The organism is Roseibium sp. AWQ4_290 (assembly GCF_056160985.1).
Genome location: NZ_JBSWYG010000026.1, coordinates 19,024 through 37,940, shown reverse-complemented (window position 1 = coordinate 37,940; position 18,917 = coordinate 19,024). Strand labels below are relative to the sequence as shown.

The following is an 18,917-nucleotide window of genomic DNA, read 5'->3' as shown; positions in this document are numbered from 1 at the left end:
TCGCTCTTGGCGTCTTTGAAAACGAGTAAAAGGGCCCGTTGCCGTGTGCAAGGCGTTGCGGCCGGCGCTGAGCGCCAGCCGCGAGGTCTCGGGGTCAGGCCGCCGCGACATTTTTCAGGAAGGTTTCAACTTCCTGCTGCAGCTCTTCGGTTCTGGAAGACAGAAGGTCCGAAGCATCCAGTACCGACTGGGAGGACTGGGAGGTGTCGTTGACCGTACCGGACAATCCGGACATCCGCGATGACACGAAGGTTGTGCTTTCGGCCGCCTTCTGCGCGTTCTCTGAAATCTCCCCGGTGGCGGCGCCTTGCTCGTTCACGGCTGCAGCAATGGTGCTTGTGTAGGAATTGACCTCTTCCATGATCGTGGTGATTTCAGCAATCGCGCCGACGGATTCCTTGGTGGCGTCCTGGATGGCGGTGATCTGCGCGCTGATTTCTTCCGTTGCCTTGGATGTCTGGGTCGCCAGTTCCTTCACCTCGGCTGCAACAACCGCGAAGCCTTTGCCCGCTTCGCCTGCGCGGGCCGCCTCGATGGTGGCGTTGAGGGCCAGAAGGTTGGTCTGTTCGGCAATCGCCTGGATAAGGGTAACCACCTCGCCAATCTTGGAGGCGGAGGAGGCAAGGCCTTCAACCTTTTCGTTGGTGATGCGGGTGCCTTCGGTCGCCCGGTCGACGACTTCCGTTGTCTGCGCCACCTTACGGGAGATTTCGCTGATGGAAGCGGACAGCTCTTCCGCGGCGCTGGCAACGGTCTGAACGCTCGAAGTTGCATCGTCCGCAGAGTTGAGCGTTTCGACCGCGCTGGAAGCACTTTGACCGGACAGGTCGGTCAAGGTGCCGGCGGTTCCCGCCAAATTCTGGACCGTGTCGTTGACGGAGGTCAGCACCGCCGAGACATTGGTGCGGAAGCCTTCGATCAGGTGCTGAATAGTGCTCTGCCGGTCGGCTGTTTCACTCTCGCTGTGCCGCTGTTTCTCCGTCAGGAGGATCCGTTCTTCGGCCCTGGTTTTCAAGGTCGCGACGGCCTGGGCCAGAGTCCCGATCTGGTCGCTGCGCTCCATGAAGGGGATGTCGCTTTCCAGATTGTCCTGGGAAATTTGCGATGTGATGTCCGCAAGCCGGGTGATCGGCCGGAGCTGCTGGCGGATGGCGAAAACCAGCAGCAGGACCGAAATCAGGACAACAGGCAGGGCCAGCATGGTATAGCGGCTCATCAGGCTCCAGACATTCGCCTGAACCTGGGCCTTTTCGACACCGGCATAGAGAATCCCAAGTATCTCTCCCGTACCGGAAAAGATCGGCTTGTAGACGGTGAAATAATCTTTGCCGAGGATCGTTGCCTGCCCATTGAAGGTCTTGCCGCTGGTCACCACCGGATAAACAGCGCCTTTTTGTCCAAGGGGGGTGCCAACCGCCCGTTTGCCGTCATTCTTGATGATGTTGGTGGTCTTGCGCCAGAAATCTTTCGTCTCAGGATCCCATGCAAAGACGGTGGCCGTTTCTCCGGTCATCCGTCCGATGCTGTCGATCATGTCATGACTTGTGAACTCCGGGATGCCGGCCAGTTCAATGCGGGACACGTTCCCATCGGAGGTCCAGGAGATGTTGGCGCCGTCTACGCGTTCCTGAAAAATCGTTGCGGCAACGCGCAGGTTTACATCCTGCTTCTTGAGCGCGGCCGTGTTGGCCTGGCCCATGGCAACTTCATACAGAATGAACCCGACGACAAGCATCGAGAGTGTCAAGACACCTGCTGATACGAAGGCCAGCGTTGACGTAATGCTCAGACGAGCGAATAAAGTCCTCATCACAATCCCTCACGAATCCTCTCTCGCCGGGAGTTTACGTAGTTTTTCGTAAATTTTTTGAAAACAACTTTGAGTATAAAAATGACGGCTCTCTAATTTTATATCGTTTGAAATGAGTTAAAATTCCTTTCTGATATCGTTATTTATGTCAATAAATTATAGGAATCTATAAAGTTACGCAGTTTTTCTAAGGAAATCGGATGGTTTTTGCGGTGTTGGAAAATTCTAATACATAGCGGAATTCCAATGGTCGCTTTCCTTCCACGCCTCCTCGGGCCTTTGCCACGATACTCCGTCTTACTCAGGAGAGTGGCTGCCGGAATTGCGCTATGTTCAAAACCCGGCGGCTGACCTGCATAGACTGGCCCCGCGCAGGCGAAGGGGGGGCAAAGACATTGGAACTGGATTTCAAGCCGTGAAAGGCAGGCCGCAATGAAATGCGGCTTGCTTTAAATGGATGCGTCGCCTGTCCAGGCGGTCTCGAAAAAGGCGGCTTCCAGAAGGCTCATCTTCTTGAAGAACTTCGCCAGCCGGTCCTGATCTTCGAGTGGCAAGGCCGGTCCGATCCTGTCGATCTCATTCCTGATCCAGGTCACAAAGGCTTCAAATCCGGGCGTCGCATGCAGTTCGATCCATTCGGAAAGGTAGAACGCCGCGGGCAGAGGGGGCTTGTATTCGCGCTGCGCCCAGGTGAGATAGCACCACTCGGCGCAAAGCAGGCAGGTCAGGCCTTCCGCGTAAGTGCCTTTGCCGGAGGTTGTCAGAAGTAGGTCGGCAAAGGCCCGTGTGACGGGCCCCTGGGCCGCTTGCTGATAGACTTGCGGATCGACCCCCAGCGCCTGAAAGGCACGCAGAAAATAATCGTTTTCGTCCGAGGTCAGCACCGCCAGAAACCCGGCGAGCCGGGATTTGGCTGGCATATCAGGCGCTTTCGCGACCAGGTATCCAAGCGTTGAGGCCAGATCCGTGACGAAAGTGTAGTCCTCGAGCAGATAGCGGATATAGGCCTCTTCGGGCATCGAACCGTCGCCAATGGCGCGGGTGAAGGGATGCCCGGTCGCGCTGGTCCAGTGTGGTTCGGCTTTTGCGGTGAGCCAGCTGGTAAAGCTGGCGTCAGAGTGAAGCGTAAGAAAATCCTTAAAGGAGCCGTGAAAGGGGGGCATTGGCAAGCCGCAAGCCGCTTTGGGGCTGTGAAAGGAGAAGAATTAGGGAAAGGGGCAGGCGCCTGCAGGCGCCTGCCGGACCGCGTCAGGCCGCAGCCTTTTTCGGCGTGATCAGGCCCCGGTTGACCAGAACCTCAGCGATCTGGACGGTATTGAGGGCCGCACCCTTGCGCAGGTTGTCGGAAACGACCCAGATGTTGAGACCGTTTTCGACGGTCGCGTCTTCGCGGATGCGGGAAATGTAGGTCGCGTCTTCGCCGGCAGCCTCATACGGCGTCATGTAACCGCCGTCCTCGTGCTTGTCGATAACGAGGCAGCCCGGGGCTTCGCGCAGAATGCTGCGGGCCTCGTCCGCCGTGATCTCGTTTTCAAACTCGATATTGACGCTTTCCGAATGGCCGATGAACACCGGAACCCGCACGGCCGTGCAGGTAACCTTGATGGCCGGGTCGAGCATCTTCTTCGTCTCGGCCAGCACTTTCCATTCTTCCTTGGTGTAGCCGTCTTCCATGAAGGTGTCACAGTGCGGAATGACGTTGAAGGCGATCCGCTTCGGGTATTTGTTCGGCTCGATCGGGTCGTTGACGAAAACGGCACGGGTCTGGTTGAACAGCTCTTCCATCGCTTCCTTGCCGGTGCCGGATACAGCCTGATACGTGGACACGACAATACGCTTGATCCTGGCATGATCGTGCAACGGCTTCAGCGCGACCACCAGCTGCGCGGTGGAGCAATTCGGGTTTGCGATGATGTTCTTCTTGGTAAAATCGACAACGGCATCGGCGTTCACTTCCGGCACGATCAGCGGCACATCCGCGTCATAGCGCCAGGCCGACGAGTTGTCGATGACGACACAGCCCTTGGCGCCGATCTTCGGAGCCCATTCCTTGGAAACCGTGCCGCCGGCGGACATCAGGCAGATATCGGTGTCTGAGAAATCATAATTCTCAAGCGCCTGAACCTTCAGTGTCTTGTCGCCGAAGGAAACTTCAGTGCCTTGTGAGCGACGAGAGGCGAGTGCAACCACTTCGTCGGCCGGAAAGCCGCGCTCATCGAGAATATCCAGCAGTTCGCGGCCAACATTGCCGGTGGCGCCTGCAATTGCGATCTTGAAACCCATTTTCGGTCTAGTCCTTGTCCGTCTCCCCGCTTCGCCAGCTGCCCGGATCGGATGGGCTGGCCGGCTTCCGGCGCCTCCCATCCCCGGGGAGGCGGGATGAGCGGCACCGTTAGACGGTGGTCTTGGCGGTGGTTTTGGTCGTTTTGGTCGTGCGTTTGAGATCGGTCACGGCAGCCGAACGGGTCCCGCCGGGCAGGAACGCTGCGCTGGCAAGGGCCTTGGACATGATATCCAGAATGTCGGCAGGAAGCCGGGTCATCGGAAGCTCGCAATCGTCAAAACGTGAGACGGCGGAGTTTTTGCCCGGAAATGGCTGGAAGTCAACATGGAATGCTGAGAAAGCGCTCTTTCACGGCATTCACTCCGTCAAGCTGGAAGCGCCGGAGCTGGTCAGGACGAAAACAGCCGGCCCGGTCCGCATCCTTGTGTTGGAAGACCGGCCAGCTGCAGCATGTGCCAGGCAAGGGCCAGATTTGAGCTGATCACCGGCTTGCCGATGGTGCGTTCGCAGTCCTCAATGACTGAAAAGCTGCGCAGATTGGTGCAGGAGGCGAAGACCGCATCAATGGTCTGGTCCCGGCCAAGGGCCTTCACGGCTTCGAAGACGGACGCCGGAGAGATCCGGGCAACAACTTTCTCTTCGGCCTGCCCGAAAGTGCCGACAGAGACCGGGTCGATACCCTGGCCTTTCAGCAGGCCGCAGACCGCATCCGTGACCGGCGCAATATAGGGGGACACAAGGGCGATGCGGCGCGCGCCCAGATGGGTGAGGGCTGCGATCACTGCGCGGGCCGGATCGGTCACGGCGGCGTCCGGGTGGGCCGTGCGGATCGCAGCTGCGACCGCATTCGAGCCGATCAGGGTGGAGGCGGAGGTACAGCCATAGCCGATCACGTCCAAAGGACGGTGCCCCGGCAACAGGGCGGCGGCACTTGCCAGATGGGTTTTCATCTCCATCAGCGTCTCGGTGGTTACGTCCGGGGCACTGGCAATGCGGCTGTGATAGAGGCTGCCCCCTTGGCGCAAGAGAAGCGGGCTGACCTCCGCTTCAAGCGTCTCGTCCGCCTGAAGCACGATCAGGCCAAGGGCCGCTGCGCTGGGCAGTCCGCCATCACAGTCGAAATCCAGCATCCTGACCATTGCAAATCCTCCTCAGAGCAAATTGCGGTTGATTGTCTTTGTCTTTCACTGCCTGACAATCAGAGATCTCTACGCAAAAGACAAAGCAGTTTGAATCCGAGTGCGCGCGACACACTTTAGATAACCGGGATATCAGGACCGGTCCGTTCGCTTAAAAAATCCGGCGGGCCATCGCGCAAAACGATGTTCTCTTCATGCACCAACATTTTTCCCGGGCCCAAGGTCAGGCTTGGCTCGAGCGTCAGCACCATATTTTCGCAAAGCTCTGTCTGGTCAAACGGGGTGAGAGACGGGCCTTCGGTGAGCTGCAGGCCGAGCCCGTGGCCGAGACGGCCCACATCGCCACCGCCCGCGCCGAGACTGTCCGCCATGGCGTGATAAAGATCGGCGCATGTCTTGCCGGGCCGGGCAATGGCTGCCGCCGCCGTGACGGCGTCTACGAGCCGTTCATGGGCGCTGCGGACCCTAGGGGAGGCCTGGCCAAGGGCAAAATTGCGGTCAAAATCGCAGAAATAGCCGGATGTGGTTGCGCCGGTATCGAGCATGAAGACATCGCCCTCCGCCAGTGTCTGATCTGTCGGCGGGGAAATCACATCGCCATAGCCGCCAGCGCCCGCGCCGCCAACAAGATAGGGCACGTCATCAGCGCCCTGGGTTAAAAGCTCGATCCGGAAGGCCCGGAAAGCGTCTTTTAACGTCTGGCCCTCGTGAAAAAGGTGCGGGGCCTTGGCAAAGGCACGCGATGCACTGGCGCAACTTTCCCGGATCAGCGCGATTTCCGGCTCGGACTTGACCAGCCGCAGCGTCTGGAGCAGGCCGGATGCGTCCTTGAATGCCACAATGGGGAGGCGGGCTTGCAGGGTCAGAAAGTCTTCAAGGGGCATGCGCAGCATGCTTTCCGGTCCCATGGGCAGGCCGACCCGGGCGAACGGGGTCAGTGCTTCTTCAAGCAGGCGGAGTTCCTCCCTGCTTGGATGGGGTGAGGCGAAGAGGCGGATATCGTCGATCCAGGTGGAGGCCATCAGCTGGGCGCCAATCTGCGGAATGACGGCCACCGGCTTGCCGCTGCCGGGCACAATCAGGAACCAGGGCCGGGTCGGGCTTTGCCAGAACAGGGTTCTGAAACCGGTGAAATAGCGGATCTCCGCTTCGCCGGTCAAAAACAGGGCGTCCAGCCCCTGCGCCCGCATGGCGCGTTGGGCCCGCTCCGTGCGCGCGGCAAATTCACTCTCTGGAAAGTCCGGCTCAGACATCTTCCGGACCTTCAGAGAGGTAACAGAGCGCGCGGGAGGTTGCCTCTAGTTTCAAGGCCTCAACGTGGCCTGCTGCGTGGCGCAGCGCAGCGAGGCCAGCGGCGCCGGAAGGGGTGGTCTCAAGGCCGTTTTGCGCAAGCCAGGCGACTGTGTCTGCAGCTTCCTCTTCTGAAACCGTCAAAAAGGCATCCGCTTCCCGGGCCAGATAGGTCAGGGCCAGATGTGAGGGCTCCTTGCAGTCGAGGCGCCCCATGGAGGAGACCGGACCGCCAGCTTTCACCGGACGGCCTGCGGCAATGCTCGCCTGAAGCGCGGGGGCTGCCTCCGGTTCAACAATCACGATGGTGACACCATCCCCCCAACTCTGGCGGGCACTGGCCGTGCAGGCAGCAGCCAGGCCGCCGACACCGGCCTGCAAAAACACATGGGTGGGCGGTTCTGCGATCTGCCGGGCGATCTCCTCACCCATTGTCAGATAGCCTTCCATGACATCGCGGCCGGGTGCGGTCATGCCGGGCCAGGTACTGTCAGACAGAAGCTGCCAGCCCTTGTCTTGCGCCGCCTGTTCGGCCGCTGCCATGCTGTCTTCGTAAAGGGCGCCTTCGCGCACCACCTCGGCCCCCCGCGCCCGCAGCCGGTTTGCAAAGGCGTCCGGGACGGTTTCGGCAACATAGACCACCGCCTTAGCTCCGAAAATGCGGGCACCCTCGGCAAGGGACAGGCCGTGATTGCCCGCGCTGGCACAGACAAAGGTCGTGTCTGTTAACGCACTGCCCGCATCCGGGGCTGGCTGGCTTCGGGATCTGTCGTGGGACTGTTTCGCAATTGCATATGCGGCCCCAAGGGCCTTGAAACTGCCAAGCCCGAGCCGGTCGCGTTCGTCCTTCAGATAGAGCGCGCCAATGCCAAGAGCTGCGGCAAGATCGGGGCGGGTCAGCAGAGGGGAGGGGGCAAGGCCTGTGGCGGATTTGAAAAAAGCGCTGGCCGGACCCTGGCTCAGAGAAATCTCACCCGTTGCCAGGCCATCGGCCGGGTCCAGGCCTTTGCCGCGCCAGCTGTTCCCTAATATGTTCATGCCGTGTCCTTCTTTTGCGGGCCCCAGTGTGTGATCTACAGATCATCAGGCCGGACAGGGAAACACAAGCCCGCGCAACCGGCTCTCCCGAGCGGGCTGTTGAGGTTGCTTTTGTCTTTGCTTGGCGGATGGATTTTCCGTTGCGGAAGAATTAAAATCTATATATCATGAAGTATGGATATAAATTCTGCTCTGGCCGCTTTTGCGGCCCTTAGCCAGAAAACCCGGCTGGAGGTCTACCAGCTGTTGATTGCGGCCGGGCCGGAGGGGCGGCTGGCGGGTGAGATTGCGGAGGTGCTGCACGTCCGCCAGAACACCATGTCGGCCAACCTGTCGGTGCTGTTGCAGGCCGGGCTGGTACGCAACAAACGGGAGGGCCGCTCGATCCGCTACTTTGCCGATCTTGAGACCACCGGGGAGCTTTTGACTTTTCTGATGGCCGATTGCTGCGGCGGCCAGCCTGAGCTGTGCGCAAAGGTCATGGAGGCGGTGGCCAGAAAGACCTGACCCAAACCGGAAACGTGACGTTGTTCAAGGGGTATGGCCGGACCGGTCTATTTTAAAAAAATGCCCTGGAAACTGGAGGAAACAATGCCTGAAAATGTTTATAATGTCCTGTTCCTGTGCACCGGGAACTCAGCCCGTTCCATTCTGGCTGAAGCGATTTTGAACCGTGAAGGGCAGGGTAAGTTCAAGGCATTTTCGGCCGGGTCCAACCCGGCGGGCGTTGTGCGGCCGGAGACCCTGGTGCTGCTCAAGAAACTCAACTTCAAGACGGATGGGCTGCGCTCCAAGGACTGGAGCGAATTTGCGGTTCAAGGGGCGCCGGTTCTGGATTTTGTCTTCACCGTTTGCGACAACGCGGCCAAGGAAACCTGTCCGGTCTGGCCGGGGCAGCCGATGAGCGCCCATTGGGGCGTGCCGGATCCGGCGGCGGTCGATGGCAGTGAAAGTGAACGGGGGCTGGCCTTTAGCGATGCTTTCCGGATGCTCAACAACCGGATCTCGATCTTCCTGAATTTGCCAATGGCGTCTCTCGACAGACTGTCCCTGCAAGAGCGGCTCGACGAGATCGGCCGGTCCGGGTGAGACCCGGCTGATCCCGTCATTGCCTTGCCTTTGCGCTGGCGCCGCCGTCAGGCGGGGGCGTTGTTGTCTGGCGTGGAAGCGTCGCCTGCCGGGTCGAGCCGCAAGGTGAGCAGGGCCAGAACAAAGGCGAGCAACGCGCACGTGGTCACCGCACCGGCCAGCGGCAAGGCGGTCCGGTCGAACAGTGGCGTGAACAGGAAGATCATGACACCGCCTGCGACCATCTGGAACGTGCCGCCCAGGGAGGAGGCCATGCCCGCATGTTCGCCATGCTCTTCCAGAGCCATTACCATGGTCGGGGCAATGACAAGGCCAAGGCAGGTATTGCCGAGGAAGAAGAACACCATCAGCACCGGCAGGGAATCGAAGCCCATCCAGATGAGCAGGAACAGGCTTGCATTGGCGGCGGTAAAACCGCAGACGGCCCGGAAGGCCACGCGCCCCATCCCGTAAGCCTGGCCGAGACTGGCCGCAAACTGGGACGCGGCGAAGAACCCGACCGCATTGGCAGCGAAGACCAGGCTGAACTCCGTCGGGGAGAGGTGGTAGCTGGTCATATAAACCAAAGGTGCGGCGGCGATGAACACAAAGAAACTGGCAATGGAAAAGCCGCCGATCATGGTCAACCCCATGAATCTGGCATCTTTCATCAGATAGATGGAGCTGCGGATCAAATCCGTCACATTGATCGGGCTGCGCTTGTCAGCCGGCAGGGTTTCCGGCAAACGGAAGGCGGTCAGAATGATCGCCAGCAGGGCAATGACACCAAGGACGATGAAAATCGTGCGCCAGTCGCCGAAGGCAATGATCGCGCTGCCGCTCAAAGGCGCAAGCAGCGGCGAGATGCTGATGACCAGCATCACCAGCGCCATCAGCCGTGTGGCCTGGGGCCCCGTGGCGAGGTCCCTGACGACGGCGCGCACGATCACCATGGGCGCAGCGGCTCCCAGAGCCTGAACGAAACGCCCGAGCGCCAGCGTGGAAATATCTGCCGCGCTCGCACAGATGGCCGAACCGGCGACGAAGACAGCCAGGCCAATAAAGATTGGCGCCCGGCGGCCGGTCCAGTCGGCCACCGGCCCGTAAAACAGCTGGGACACACCAAAGGCGATGAAATAGACCGTAAAGGTCATTTGTGCACCGGCGTCGTCCGTGTTCAAGTCCTTGACGATTTGCGGTGTTGCCGGCAGGTAAAGGTCGATGGCAAATGGCCCAACGGCGGCCAGCAGCCCAAGCACCATGGCGGCGCGGACAAATCCGATCTGCATAAAACTATCCGAGAATTCTGAGAAGCGCAGCTCGCGCCTTAGGTTTGTTGCACCGCAACCTGAGAGAAAAACGCGGCCATGTCCAGTAAAATCTGACTGCCATCCGCCGGATTCGAGCAGGTGAAAGCTTCTTCAAGGTGTCATGCAAGCTTCACCTGAATGTCACCAATTCGGTAATTTCGGCCACTAGCTTTCGTCCACCTTAACCCAGAACAGTGTGGGAGCTAGTGCAATGTCTGATCTACGCGGACGCTTTTTGAAAGGTGTTAGCCTTGCGGTTTTGTTCGGTCTCGGGGCCGTTTCTACTGCACAGGCCGAGTTTTTTGAGCGGATCAATTCTTACCCGGTCTACAAGACCCTTCCAGAAGGGGCCGACAAGGCGACCGAGACCGTGGCTGAAATCATCTATGCGTCCAAGGATGGCCGGACTCTCGTTTTCACCGACAGCCCGGGTGAGGACATCGTCTTTGTGAATGCGGCGAACCCGTTGAACCTTCAACCGATGGGCCGCACGGCTCTTGGCGGTGAGCCGACCTCTGTCGCCGTTGGCCAGAGCTACGCCTATGCAGGCGTCAATACGAGCGCAGACTATGTGAACGCCTCCGGCCATCTGGCCGTTATTGCCCTGGAGGGTCTGGGCATCACCGCCACATGCGACGCCAAAGGTCAGCCGGACAGCGTTGCCATTTCGCCGGACGGGAAATATGTGGCCATAGCGATCGAGAACGAGCGCGACGAAGATTTGAATGACGGCGAAATCCCGCAAATGCCGGCCGGCCATCTGGCGATCTTCGATCTGGATGACCAAGGCGTTCCGGTCAATTGCGATGCGGTGCGCATTGTCGATCTCACCGGGCTGGCCGAGGTTGCCCCCAGTGATCCGGAGCCGGAATTTGTTTCCATCAATTCCAAGAACCAGGTTGTGGTCACCTTGCAGGAAAACAACCACATTGCCGTTGTTGACCTGGCCTCCGGCAAGGTTGTGTCCCATTTTTCCGCCGGCACTTCGACGGCTGAAAATGTCCCGGTGAAAAAGGCGCGCTCCAGCGATGCTTCGGGGTCTGCGGAAAACGTTGCCCGGGAACCGGATGCAGTGGCCTGGATCGATGACGAGCGTTTCGTGACGGCCAATGAAGGCGACTACAAGGGTGGTTCGCGCGGGTTCACTATCTGGAATGCCAAGGGCGATGTTCTCTTTGATAGTGGCAACCAGATGGAACATCTGGGCATGTCCCATGGCCATTACCCTGCCAAGCGGGCGCACAAGAAGGGCACAGAGCCGGAAGGCGTGGCCGTTGGGGAATTCGGCGGCGACACGCTGATCTTCGTCAACTCCGAGCGCGGAAATTTTGTCGCCGTCTACAAGGACACCGGTGCCGAACCGGAATTCGTCCAGTTCCTGCCGACCCATGTGGGTCCGGAAGGCCTTCTGGCCATTCCGAACCGGGACTTGTTTGCCGTGGCCAACGAAGTGGATGAAGATGGGGTTCGGGCGCATGTGTCGCTGTACCAGTTCGGCGCCGAAGCGCCGTCCTATCCGTCTATCATTTCGGAAATGGATGAGGAAACCAAGGCACCGATCGGCTGGGGCGCATTGTCGGCTCTGGCCGCTGACCCGAAGGACCCGAACAAGCTTTTTGCCGTGAATGACAGCTTTTACGAAAAGGCCCGGATCTACACGCTGGATATTTCCTCCCAGCCTGCCCGGATCACCGGCTACAAGAACGTGACCGGCGCCTCCCAGGCACTTCTGGATCTGGAAGGTATTGCCGTTGCCGGGGATGGCGGGTTCTGGCTGGCCTCTGAAGGCAATCTGGAAAAAGACCGTCAGCATCTGCTGATCAAGACCGATGAGACCGGAGCCGTGCAGCAGGAAATTACCCTGCCGCAGGAACTGATCGATCAATCCAAGCGGTTTTCCTTCGAGGGCGTGGCCGAGTTTGAGATGGACGGGAAGCCGCTTGTGGCTGTTGCGGTTCAGCGCGAATGGAAGGACGATCCGGAAGGCTTGACCAAGATCGCGATCTACAACCCGGACAACAAGTCCTGGGGCTTTGTCCACTATCCGCTCGACGCTCCGCGCAGTGCGGCTGGCGGCTGGGTTGGCCTGTCTGAGATTGTCTCCCTTGGAGACGGCAAGTTTGCCGTTCTGGAGCGGGACAACAAGGGGGGCGAAGACGCTGCTATCAAGCAGATCACGGTTGTGTCGCTGGACGGGGTCACACCCGCTGCCTATGGCGAAGCTTTGCCGGTTCTGGAAAAGCACTTCGCGATGGACATCCTGCCCGCCATGGCCAAGAGCAAGGGCTGGGTTCTGGACAAACCGGAAGGCCTGGCGGTGACTGCTGACGGGCGTCTGATCCTGGTGACCGACAATGACGGCGTGGATGATGCTCCGGGGGAAACCCAGCTGATCGATCTCGGTCCGGCGTCCCGCCTGAACTAGGGCAAACCGGTTTACCCCCTGGGAACGCGGCGCATCTTAAGGCCGTCTGGAGGGATGACCAAAAGATATCAGGGCCCGGCAGCGCTCGCTGCCGGGCTCTTTTTCAGCTCCAGCGCGGTGGCCATGAACGCCTTGACGGTTGGTGGCACGAAGGTTTGGGACGGATAGACGAAATAGACCGACATTTGTGCGCTGCCGAACTCCGGCAGGACAGGGACCAGGGACCCGGTCTCCGTGCTGGCGGACAGAAAGAAATCGGGCAGCATGGCAATGCCAATGCCCCGTTCGGCATAGGTCTGCGTGGTTTGAATGTCGTCGCAGGCAAGGCGGCCGGAAATATCAACATCGGCGCTGGCACCGTCTTGGCCAATCAGCGTGATCTGCGGGCCTGCGGGCACCAGTTGAATGAAACGGTGGGCTTTCAAGTCATCCGGGTGCCTGGGAGTGCCGTGGCGTTTGAGGTAAGCGGGCGAGGCCCAGAGCGAGATCTGTCCGCTAACGAATTTGCGGATGATCAGGCTGGAGGTTTCAAGCTTGCCCACCCGGACGGCCAGATCAATGCCGTCGGCAATCAGGTCCATATGCCGGTTGGTGACACTCAGATCCACGTTCACCTGCGGGTAATGATCCAGATAGCGTTCGATAACGGGGGGCAGCAGGGAATTGGCCAGGTCCGGCGGGGCCGTCAGGCGCAGGGTGCCGGCCGGTTGTCCGGCGCTCTGGGCCAGCGCCTGCTCTCCCGCCTGCAGGGCGTCCAGGGCCTGTTTGCAGGAGCGATAGTAGCGCTGTCCCGCCTCCGTCACGCTGAGCTTGCGCGTGGTCCGGTGGAGTAAGGTGATACCCAGCCGCTTTTCCAGCCGGGCGATCTTGGCGCTGACCGTGGTTGTCGGCATGCCAAGGCGCCGGGCGGCCTGGGAAAAGCTCTGCGCGTTGACGACTTCAACAAAGACGTCGATCCCGTCAAAGGCCATGCTCGGATCCTCTTTGCAGTGTTGATCTTCTACTGTCCCAGAATCAGGATAGTTTTTCCAAATTTTGCCGTCTAGTGCCTAACCAGGCCGTTGTCTATCTTCGGGGCCGCAAGTAATGCCAAGCCGGGCAAGGCATCCAGATGGTGCCGGACGTGAGACCGGCCCAGAACATGGAGACGGCACAATGAAGACGATCGCAATTGAATCGGGCCAGACGAAATGGCTCAATATCGGCCTTTGGACGGCCCAGATCCTGCTGGTGCTGGTCTATGGCCTTGCAGGTTTCATGAAAGTATCGCAGCCGATACCGGATCTTGCCGCCATGATGGTGTGGCCGGGCATGGTTCCAGCTCCTTTCGTCAGGCTTCTCGGGGTGGCTGAACTTGCCGGGGCAGCGGGGCTTGTGCTGCCAATGCTGACTGGTATTCTGCCGAGGCTGACCGTGGCAGCAGCTCTTGCACTTGCTCTGCTGCAAATCTGCGCAGCTATCTTTCATGTGACCAATGCCGAACTTTATGTGCTGCCCGTCAATTCGGTTCTGTTCGCGCTCGCGGTCTTTATCGCCTGGGGACGGGGCCGCAAACTGCCGCTTTGACAACAGTCGAGCCCGTAGGCCGGGCCCGCTGTCCTGGAGCTGCAGACCGCTCCGCACCTGACAAGAGAGACCGGACAATGCCTTCAAAACTGCCAACCTATTTCATTTCTCATGGCGGTGGCCCGTGGCCGTGGCTGCCGGACATGCGGGCCATGTTCGCCACTCTGGAAGCTTCTCTGGTGAATATGGTGGAAGACCTTCCGCAAAGGCCTGAAGCCATCCTCATGGTCTCCGGCCATTGGGAAGCAGAACTGGTGTCGGTGATGGCCTCTCCCAATCCGCCGATGGTCTATGATTATTCCGGTTTTCCGCCGGAGACCTATGAGATCGTCTATCCGGCACCCGGTGCCCCTGCTTTTGCAGAGCGGACGCTGGCATTGTTGAAAGAGGCTGGCATCACAGCGCGTCTTGACCGTGAGCAAGGATTTGACCACGGCACATTCGCCCCGATGGAAATCATGTATCCGAAAGCGGATATGCCGTTGTTCCAGGTTTCTCTGCTGAAGTCCTACGACCCTCAGGCCCATTTCGCCATCGGGCGTGCGCTGGAGGCCTTGCGGGAGGAAGGCGTGCTGATTGTCGGTTCGGGCCTGAGCTTTCACAACCTGGCGCTGATCGGGCCTGGTGCCAAGGCGCCGTCGGAAGCCTTTGACGCCTGGCTCGGTGATGCACTGGCGCTTGCACCCGAGGCCCGGTCACAGGCTCTGATGGATTGGGAACTGGCACCTTATGCCCGGGTTTGCCACAAGAACGAAGATCATCTGGTGCCTCTCTTCGTGGCCCTGGGGGCTGCGGAACAGGAACCGGCAGTGCGGATCTATCACGAAGGGGACATCATGGGCGGTGTCATGGCGTCCAGTTACCGATTTGGATAACGCGCAGGCTCATACCAATCTCAAGCCGGAATCGCTGCGATCTGCGCGACGCGCTTTGCCGAATGAGCTGTGTTCCAACATCAAATCGCGCAGGCTTGTTGCCCGAGGCTTTAGCCAAAAGACCTTTCAAACCGGTCAGATGGATTTCTATCAGGCGAGATGGGCATCAATGGTTTCCCGGATGGCCTGCGCAAAGGCAATCCGAACTTGGTCTCAGGCAGGGTGGCCATAGGTCTCATTGAGGCGTTTGAAGGGACCAAGATCCTGGAGACAGGCCGTGCCGCTCGGTTAGCGCATGATGCTCTAAGCGCGGTTTGCACCCGCCGGTTCGATCAGGTCCCAACGGTTGCCAAATGGATCTTCAAAGACCGCAACCTTGCCATAGGGCTCCTGGCGGGGGGCTTCAAGAAAGACAACGTGCTTGGCCAGCATGGCCTGATGATCCCGGTCAAAATCATCTGTGTTGAGGAACAGGAAGACCCGTCCGCCGGTCTGGTTACCGATGGTGGCGGACTGGCGGGGGCCGTCGGCCTTTGCCAAAAGCAGCCGGGTTTGTGTGCTGCCCTTGGGCGCGACCAGAACCCAGCGCTTGGTTTCCGACACTTGCGTGTCTTCAATCAGATCAAAGCCGAGCTGGCCGACATAAAAGGCAATGCCCGCCTCATAGTCGGGAACCAGAAGCGCGATCGCGCCGATATGCTGTGGCATGAGCGTTTACTGCGCTTTCCGGTAGACGGAGGTGTTGGTGAAACTGGCGACATCCACCAGATGCACGGTTTGCGTTACGGTCAGGGTCCGGCCGTCTTCGGAGAGCTCCCGGTCGGCCTTCATGATGGTCAGGCCGCCGCGCCGGGCTTCGGAAATCAAGTTCCTGCTGCCTTGGAACACCAGCCGCATGGCATCCACCAGCCCGCTTTTGCCAAGTTTGACTTCCGGACCGTCCGGAACCGCCTCGAAACTGTCGCTGGTCTCACTGCCATCGGCGGCAATCTGATTCATGGTGAAAGAGACCATGCCGAAGGTGTCTTCGATCTTCAGTGTCGCGCTTTGCGGCGGGTCCCCCTGTTCAAACTCGCTTTCATCCGCGTCCAGAATCCAGGTTCCGAGAAAGGGGGCGATTTTGTCTTCGGTCATGCGGCCAACTGCCTTGGAATGAAAAACCGCCCACGGGATACCTGCGGGCGGTTTTCTTTGCAATCGGAATTGCGGTCAGGCGCTGAGCGCGGTCAGTTCGGTCAGGATGGCATCGCCCATTTCGGAGGTGGTGACGACCGTATCGCCGTCCTTGGCGATGTCCTTGGTGCGAAGGCCCTTGTCGAGCGCCGCTTCGATGGCTTTTTCAACCTTGTTGGCCGCATCGGCTTCCTCGAAGGAATAGCGCAGCGCCATGGCGAAGCTGGCGATCATGGCGATCGGGTTGGCTGCGCCGGTGCCGGCAATATCCGGGGCCGAGCCATGGACCGGCTCATAAAGCGCCTTGCGCTTGCCGGTCAGCGGGTCCGGGGCGCCGAGGGAAGCGGAGGGCAGCATACCCAGGGATCCGGTCAGCATGGCGGCAACGTCGGACAGCATGTCGCCGAACAGGTTGTCGGTGACGATGACGTCAAACTGCTTGGGCCAGCGTACCAGCTGCATGCCGCCGGCATCGGCGAGCATGTGTTCCAGCACCACATCTTCATAACCGTTTTTGTGGGTCTCGGTGACCACCTCGTTCCAAAGCAGGCCGGATTTCATGACGTTCCGCTTTTCCATGGACGTGACCTTGTTGTTGCGCGTACGCGCCAGTTCAAAGGCAACCTTGGAAATGCGTTCGATTTCGTAAGTGTCGTAAACTTGGGTGTCGATGCCGCGTTTCTGGCCATTACCCAGATCGGTGATCTCCTTCGGCTCGCCAAAATAGACGCCACCGGTGAGTTCGCGCACGATCAGGATGTCGAGCCCTTCCACCACGTCCGGCTTCAGGGAAGACGCATCGGCAAGGGCAGGGTAGCAGATGGCTGGGCGCAGGTTGGCAAAGAGCTTCATTTCCTTGCGCAGGCGCAGCAGACCGGCCTCCGGGCGCACGTCATAGGGCACTTTGTCCCATTTCGGTCCGCCGACAGCGCCGAAAATGACCGCATCTGCCTCCAGGGCTTTGGCCATATCCGTATCGGAAATCGCCTGGCCATGGGCGTCATAGGCCGCCCCGCCCACGAGGCCATCGGTCGTGTCAAAGCTCATGCCGCTGTTCTCGTTGAACCAGGCGATGACCTTTTCCACTTCCTTCATGATTTCGGCGCCAATGCCGTCACCGGGCAAAAGCAGAAGACTGTGAGAAGCCATGGACGTTCCATCCCGCATTATTGAAAACTGATCGCGCTGAGTTACCCCGTCACGCCGGGGCTTGCAAGGTCACGTCAGTTGCGAAGAATTCAAGCATGGCCCTGCTGCGGGTCAAGAGAGGCCAGAGATCCGTCTCTTCGAAGGGGGGCTAGAGGATCCCTTCTATGGACTGCCAAAGGAGATTGAGCGCCAGGGCGGTCATCACCCATTTGAAACCGGTCCGGAAGGTGGCTTCGTTCATCTTGCCGAGCAGGCGCGATCCGGCCAGCGTGCCCAGAAAACCGCTGAAGATCATCAGGACAATCAGCCACACCCAGGGGGCAAAGGCAAAGCCGAGCAGGCCGAAGGCAAAGATCTTGAAAATATGCATGGTCAGGGCGGTCACGGCCTGATTGGCGACAAAGCCGTGGCGGGGCAGGCCGAAGGTGGACAGAACCGCCCCGCCAATCGGACCGGCGGCCCCGAAAAACATGGACAGGAACGTTGAGGCAAACCCGGCAGCGGCCATGGCGCGTTTTTGCATATTGCCGAATTTCGGCGGTTTGCCCCAGACCACCCAAAGCACGAAAGCAGCCAGGCCGAGCCGCAGGCCTTCGGCCGGAAGCTGGATGGCAAGGGTGCCCCCGAGCGCTGCCCCCAACAGGGCACCAAGGGTGAACCAGGCTACGATGGTCCAGTCCACGTGTCTTATCTGCACGAGGGCGCGCCCGCCATTTGAGCCGATCTGAACAACCCCGTGGACCGGAACAAGTGCGTTCAACGGCATCAGACTGGCCATGACGGCGATCAGCGCTACGCCGCCCCCAAGGCCGACGGCGGCGGTCAGGGCGGAGGTGAAAAAGCTGGTCAGGATGAGAAGGGAAGCAGCAGGCAGGCTGACAGGATCCGGCAGCAGCGCGGACAGGAAATCCATTTGGTCAGGTCCATCGGGTTTTGGCGTAGTTCAGCGCTTCACGCACATCCAGTTGACGGGTCGAATTGCCGCTGCGCACATAGAAGATCGAGGCCTTGCCCTCTTCCATATAGACGGCGCGCGGGGCCGGACGGATGATGATCATCGCCACGTCGAAGGTGTTGATCCTGGCAAAGACGGTGTGAATGAAGGGACAGAGATCCCCGCCGAGGTTCTTTGAGACGATATCATTCACCGTGCGTTCAAAGGCATCAAGATCCGGGCTCTTGAGCGTCGACAGGTCCTTGTCGAGGCCAAGCGGTGTGCCGTTGTCATCCACCCCGACAACAAGATGGCCGCCCTCGGCGTTGAAAAATCCGGCGACCGTCTTGGCAATGACCTTTTCCAGGCCCCGGTTGATCCGGTTCTCCTTCACGTCCCAGCGCAGGGTCGACTTGAATTCCACATTGTCCGATTCCCCATTCTGCAACAGGCTCGGAATGAGCGCGACCTGTTCTTCGCGCAAGGACCGGTAGGCTTCTGTGGTCATCATGTAGTTGCGGGTGAAGATGCCGAAGGCCAGGCCGACAACGGCGCCGACACAGGTATAGGCCATCGCAACGTCCATGTGGCGCGGCAACAGAACCAGCCAGAGGCGGGCACTCAGGAATTCCATGAGGCCAGGCGCCGTTTCGGAAAAACGGGCCAGCTCCCACCAGACCACAATCAGATTCAGCGGGTGAATGACAAGGACGCCAACCACAGCGCCAACAAGAAGATAGATCGCAAGAAAGGGAAGTTTGAACCGGGAAAGAACCATCGTGAAGTGCCTGTTGGGGACATGCCGGCCCGAGGCCGGGCCAGCATCTGTTCTACAGGTAAACAGACGTAACGTCAT

General features: G+C 59.6%; 19 protein-coding genes. 5 read left to right on the top strand and 14 right to left on the bottom strand.

Translation table 11 applies throughout. The features are described 5' to 3' along the window. Positions 1–94: 94 nt before the first annotated feature. The 7 genes from ACXAH0_RS22050 to ACXAH0_RS22020 all read right to left on the bottom strand — a co-directional run bounded on the left by ACXAH0_RS22050 (position 95) and on the right by ACXAH0_RS22020 (position 7,561). Positions 95–1,747: a methyl-accepting chemotaxis protein gene (locus tag ACXAH0_RS22050; RefSeq protein WP_475195084.1), complete on the bottom strand. Its 1,653-nt coding sequence runs from the start codon at positions 1,745–1,747 to the stop codon at positions 95–97. Positions 1,748–2,259: 512 nt separating this feature from the next. Further along, positions 2,260–2,973: a TenA family protein gene (locus ACXAH0_RS22045; RefSeq protein WP_475195081.1), complete on the bottom strand. Its 714-nt coding sequence runs from the start codon at positions 2,971–2,973 to the stop codon at positions 2,260–2,262. Between the two features lie 85 nt (positions 2,974–3,058). Beyond that, entirely contained in the window at positions 3,059–4,093 is a 1,035-nt protein-coding gene (locus tag ACXAH0_RS22040; RefSeq protein ID WP_475180435.1) for an aspartate-semialdehyde dehydrogenase, read from the bottom strand. Between the two features lie 109 nt (positions 4,094–4,202). Beyond that, the gene (locus ACXAH0_RS22035) at positions 4,203–4,352 is read right to left on the bottom strand and encodes a hypothetical protein (protein WP_475195079.1); all 150 of its coding nucleotides are present in this window, start codon (positions 4,350–4,352) and stop codon (positions 4,203–4,205) included. Between the two features lie 131 nt (positions 4,353–4,483). After that, positions 4,484–5,233: a maleate cis-trans isomerase family protein gene (locus ACXAH0_RS22030; protein WP_475195077.1), complete on the bottom strand. Its 750-nt coding sequence runs from the start codon at positions 5,231–5,233 to the stop codon at positions 4,484–4,486. 116 nt (positions 5,234–5,349) lie between these two features. Then, positions 5,350–6,486, bottom strand: coding sequence for a M24 family metallopeptidase (locus ACXAH0_RS22025; RefSeq protein ID WP_475195075.1), 1,137 nt, complete (start codon positions 6,484–6,486; stop codon positions 5,350–5,352). Then, positions 6,479–7,561 (bottom strand): pyridoxal-phosphate dependent enzyme, encoded by a 1,083-nt coding sequence (locus ACXAH0_RS22020; protein WP_475195074.1) that lies wholly within the window; start codon positions 7,559–7,561, stop codon positions 6,479–6,481. Before ACXAH0_RS22020 ends, ACXAH0_RS22025 begins: the two co-directional genes overlap by 8 nt. 174 nt (positions 7,562–7,735) lie before the next feature. Between ACXAH0_RS22020 and ACXAH0_RS22015 the strand changes: the two genes are divergently transcribed. Beyond that, on the top strand, positions 7,736–8,068 hold the full coding sequence (locus ACXAH0_RS22015; RefSeq protein ID WP_475180455.1) for an ArsR/SmtB family transcription factor: 333 nt from the start codon (positions 7,736–7,738) through the stop codon (positions 8,066–8,068). A gap of 84 nt (positions 8,069–8,152) precedes the next feature. Beyond that, entirely contained in the window at positions 8,153–8,650 is a 498-nt protein-coding gene (locus tag ACXAH0_RS22010; RefSeq protein ID WP_475180458.1) for an arsenate reductase ArsC, read from the top strand. A gap of 47 nt (positions 8,651–8,697) precedes the next feature. Here the strand turns inward: ACXAH0_RS22010 and ACXAH0_RS22005 are convergent, their stop codons facing one another. Beyond that, the gene (locus ACXAH0_RS22005; RefSeq protein ID WP_475195071.1) at positions 8,698–9,918 is read right to left on the bottom strand and encodes a multidrug effflux MFS transporter; all 1,221 of its coding nucleotides are present in this window, start codon (positions 9,916–9,918) and stop codon (positions 8,698–8,700) included. A 232-nt stretch (positions 9,919–10,150) separates the two neighbouring features. Between ACXAH0_RS22005 and ACXAH0_RS22000 the strand changes: the two genes are divergently transcribed. Then, on the top strand, positions 10,151–12,364 hold the full coding sequence (locus tag ACXAH0_RS22000) for an esterase-like activity of phytase family protein (RefSeq protein WP_475195068.1): 2,214 nt from the start codon (positions 10,151–10,153) through the stop codon (positions 12,362–12,364). 68 nt (positions 12,365–12,432) lie between these two features. On the opposite strand, the gene ACXAH0_RS21995 is transcribed toward ACXAH0_RS22000, so the two are convergent. Beyond that, a complete protein-coding gene (locus tag ACXAH0_RS21995) occupies positions 12,433–13,335 on the bottom strand; it encodes a LysR family transcriptional regulator (protein WP_475195066.1) in 903 nt (300 codons plus the stop codon). Between the two features lie 184 nt (positions 13,336–13,519). Between ACXAH0_RS21995 and ACXAH0_RS21990 the strand changes: the two genes are divergently transcribed. Further along, entirely contained in the window at positions 13,520–13,930 is a 411-nt protein-coding gene (locus ACXAH0_RS21990) for a DoxX family protein (protein ID WP_475180476.1), read from the top strand. 77 nt (positions 13,931–14,007) lie between these two features. Continuing rightward, positions 14,008–14,805 (top strand): DODA-type extradiol aromatic ring-opening family dioxygenase, encoded by a 798-nt coding sequence (locus ACXAH0_RS21985; RefSeq protein WP_475180481.1) that lies wholly within the window; start codon positions 14,008–14,010, stop codon positions 14,803–14,805. A 303-nt stretch (positions 14,806–15,108) separates the two neighbouring features. On the opposite strand, the gene ACXAH0_RS21980 is transcribed toward ACXAH0_RS21985, so the two are convergent. From ACXAH0_RS21980 to ACXAH0_RS21960, 5 genes are all read right to left on the bottom strand, one after another. Continuing rightward, a complete protein-coding gene (locus tag ACXAH0_RS21980) occupies positions 15,109–15,513 on the bottom strand; it encodes a VOC family protein (RefSeq protein WP_475195064.1) in 405 nt (134 codons plus the stop codon). Positions 15,514–15,519: 6 nt separating this feature from the next. Beyond that, the gene (locus tag ACXAH0_RS21975) at positions 15,520–15,939 is read right to left on the bottom strand and encodes a hypothetical protein (RefSeq protein WP_475180487.1); all 420 of its coding nucleotides are present in this window, start codon (positions 15,937–15,939) and stop codon (positions 15,520–15,522) included. 75 nt (positions 15,940–16,014) lie between these two features. Then, positions 16,015–17,127 carry a 3-isopropylmalate dehydrogenase gene (leuB, locus tag ACXAH0_RS21970; RefSeq protein ID WP_475180491.1) on the bottom strand — a complete coding sequence of 371 codons (1,113 nt, stop codon included), beginning with the start codon at positions 17,125–17,127 and terminating at the stop codon, positions 16,015–16,017. A 148-nt stretch (positions 17,128–17,275) separates the two neighbouring features. Then, positions 17,276–18,040: a sulfite exporter TauE/SafE family protein gene (locus tag ACXAH0_RS21965; RefSeq protein ID WP_475180496.1), complete on the bottom strand. Its 765-nt coding sequence runs from the start codon at positions 18,038–18,040 to the stop codon at positions 17,276–17,278. Between the two features lie 4 nt (positions 18,041–18,044). Next, complete coding sequence (locus ACXAH0_RS21960; RefSeq protein ID WP_475180499.1) at positions 18,045–18,839, bottom strand: AlbA family DNA-binding domain-containing protein; 795 nt, start codon at positions 18,837–18,839, stop codon at positions 18,045–18,047. Between the last annotated feature and the right edge of the window lie 78 nt (positions 18,840–18,917).

What these genes read in the sequence shown, in the direction of transcription:
- ACXAH0_RS22000 (WP_475195068.1), top strand. Translation starts at nt 10,151, where the DNA reads ATGTCTGATCTACGCGGACGCTTTTTGAAAGGTGTTAGCCTTGCGGTT.
- ACXAH0_RS22010 (WP_475180458.1), top strand. Translation starts at nt 8,153, where the DNA reads ATGCCTGAAAATGTTTATAATGTCCTGTTCCTGTGCACCGGGAACTCA.
- ACXAH0_RS21965 (WP_475180496.1), bottom strand. Translation starts at nt 18,040, where the DNA reads ATGGATTTCCTGTCCGCGCTGCTGCCGGATCCTGTCAGCCTGCCTGCT.
- ACXAH0_RS22040 (WP_475180435.1), bottom strand. Translation starts at nt 4,093, where the DNA reads ATGGGTTTCAAGATCGCAATTGCAGGCGCCACCGGCAATGTTGGCCGC.
- ACXAH0_RS22020 (WP_475195074.1), bottom strand. Translation starts at nt 7,561, where the DNA reads ATGAACATATTAGGGAACAGCTGGCGCGGCAAAGGCCTGGACCCGGCC.
- ACXAH0_RS22025 (WP_475195075.1), bottom strand. Translation starts at nt 6,486, where the DNA reads ATGTCTGAGCCGGACTTTCCAGAGAGTGAATTTGCCGCGCGCACGGAG.
- ACXAH0_RS22045 (WP_475195081.1), bottom strand. Translation starts at nt 2,973, where the DNA reads ATGCCCCCCTTTCACGGCTCCTTTAAGGATTTTCTTACGCTTCACTCT.
- leuB (WP_475180491.1), bottom strand. Translation starts at nt 17,127, where the DNA reads ATGGCTTCTCACAGTCTTCTGCTTTTGCCCGGTGACGGCATTGGCGCC.
- ACXAH0_RS21975 (WP_475180487.1), bottom strand. Translation starts at nt 15,939, where the DNA reads ATGACCGAAGACAAAATCGCCCCCTTTCTCGGAACCTGGATTCTGGAC.
- ACXAH0_RS21980 (WP_475195064.1), bottom strand. Translation starts at nt 15,513, where the DNA reads ATGCCACAGCATATCGGCGCGATCGCGCTTCTGGTTCCCGACTATGAG.
- ACXAH0_RS22030 (WP_475195077.1), bottom strand. Translation starts at nt 5,233, where the DNA reads ATGGTCAGGATGCTGGATTTCGACTGTGATGGCGGACTGCCCAGCGCA.
- ACXAH0_RS22005 (WP_475195071.1), bottom strand. Translation starts at nt 9,918, where the DNA reads ATGCAGATCGGATTTGTCCGCGCCGCCATGGTGCTTGGGCTGCTGGCC.
- ACXAH0_RS21990 (WP_475180476.1), top strand. Translation starts at nt 13,520, where the DNA reads ATGAAGACGATCGCAATTGAATCGGGCCAGACGAAATGGCTCAATATC.
- ACXAH0_RS21960 (WP_475180499.1), bottom strand. Translation starts at nt 18,839, where the DNA reads ATGGTTCTTTCCCGGTTCAAACTTCCCTTTCTTGCGATCTATCTTCTT.
- ACXAH0_RS22035 (WP_475195079.1), bottom strand. Translation starts at nt 4,352, where the DNA reads ATGACCCGGCTTCCTGCCGACATTCTGGATATCATGTCCAAGGCCCTT.
- ACXAH0_RS21995 (WP_475195066.1), bottom strand. Translation starts at nt 13,335, where the DNA reads ATGGCCTTTGACGGGATCGACGTCTTTGTTGAAGTCGTCAACGCGCAG.
- ACXAH0_RS22015 (WP_475180455.1), top strand. Translation starts at nt 7,736, where the DNA reads ATGGATATAAATTCTGCTCTGGCCGCTTTTGCGGCCCTTAGCCAGAAA.
- ACXAH0_RS21985 (WP_475180481.1), top strand. Translation starts at nt 14,008, where the DNA reads ATGCCTTCAAAACTGCCAACCTATTTCATTTCTCATGGCGGTGGCCCG.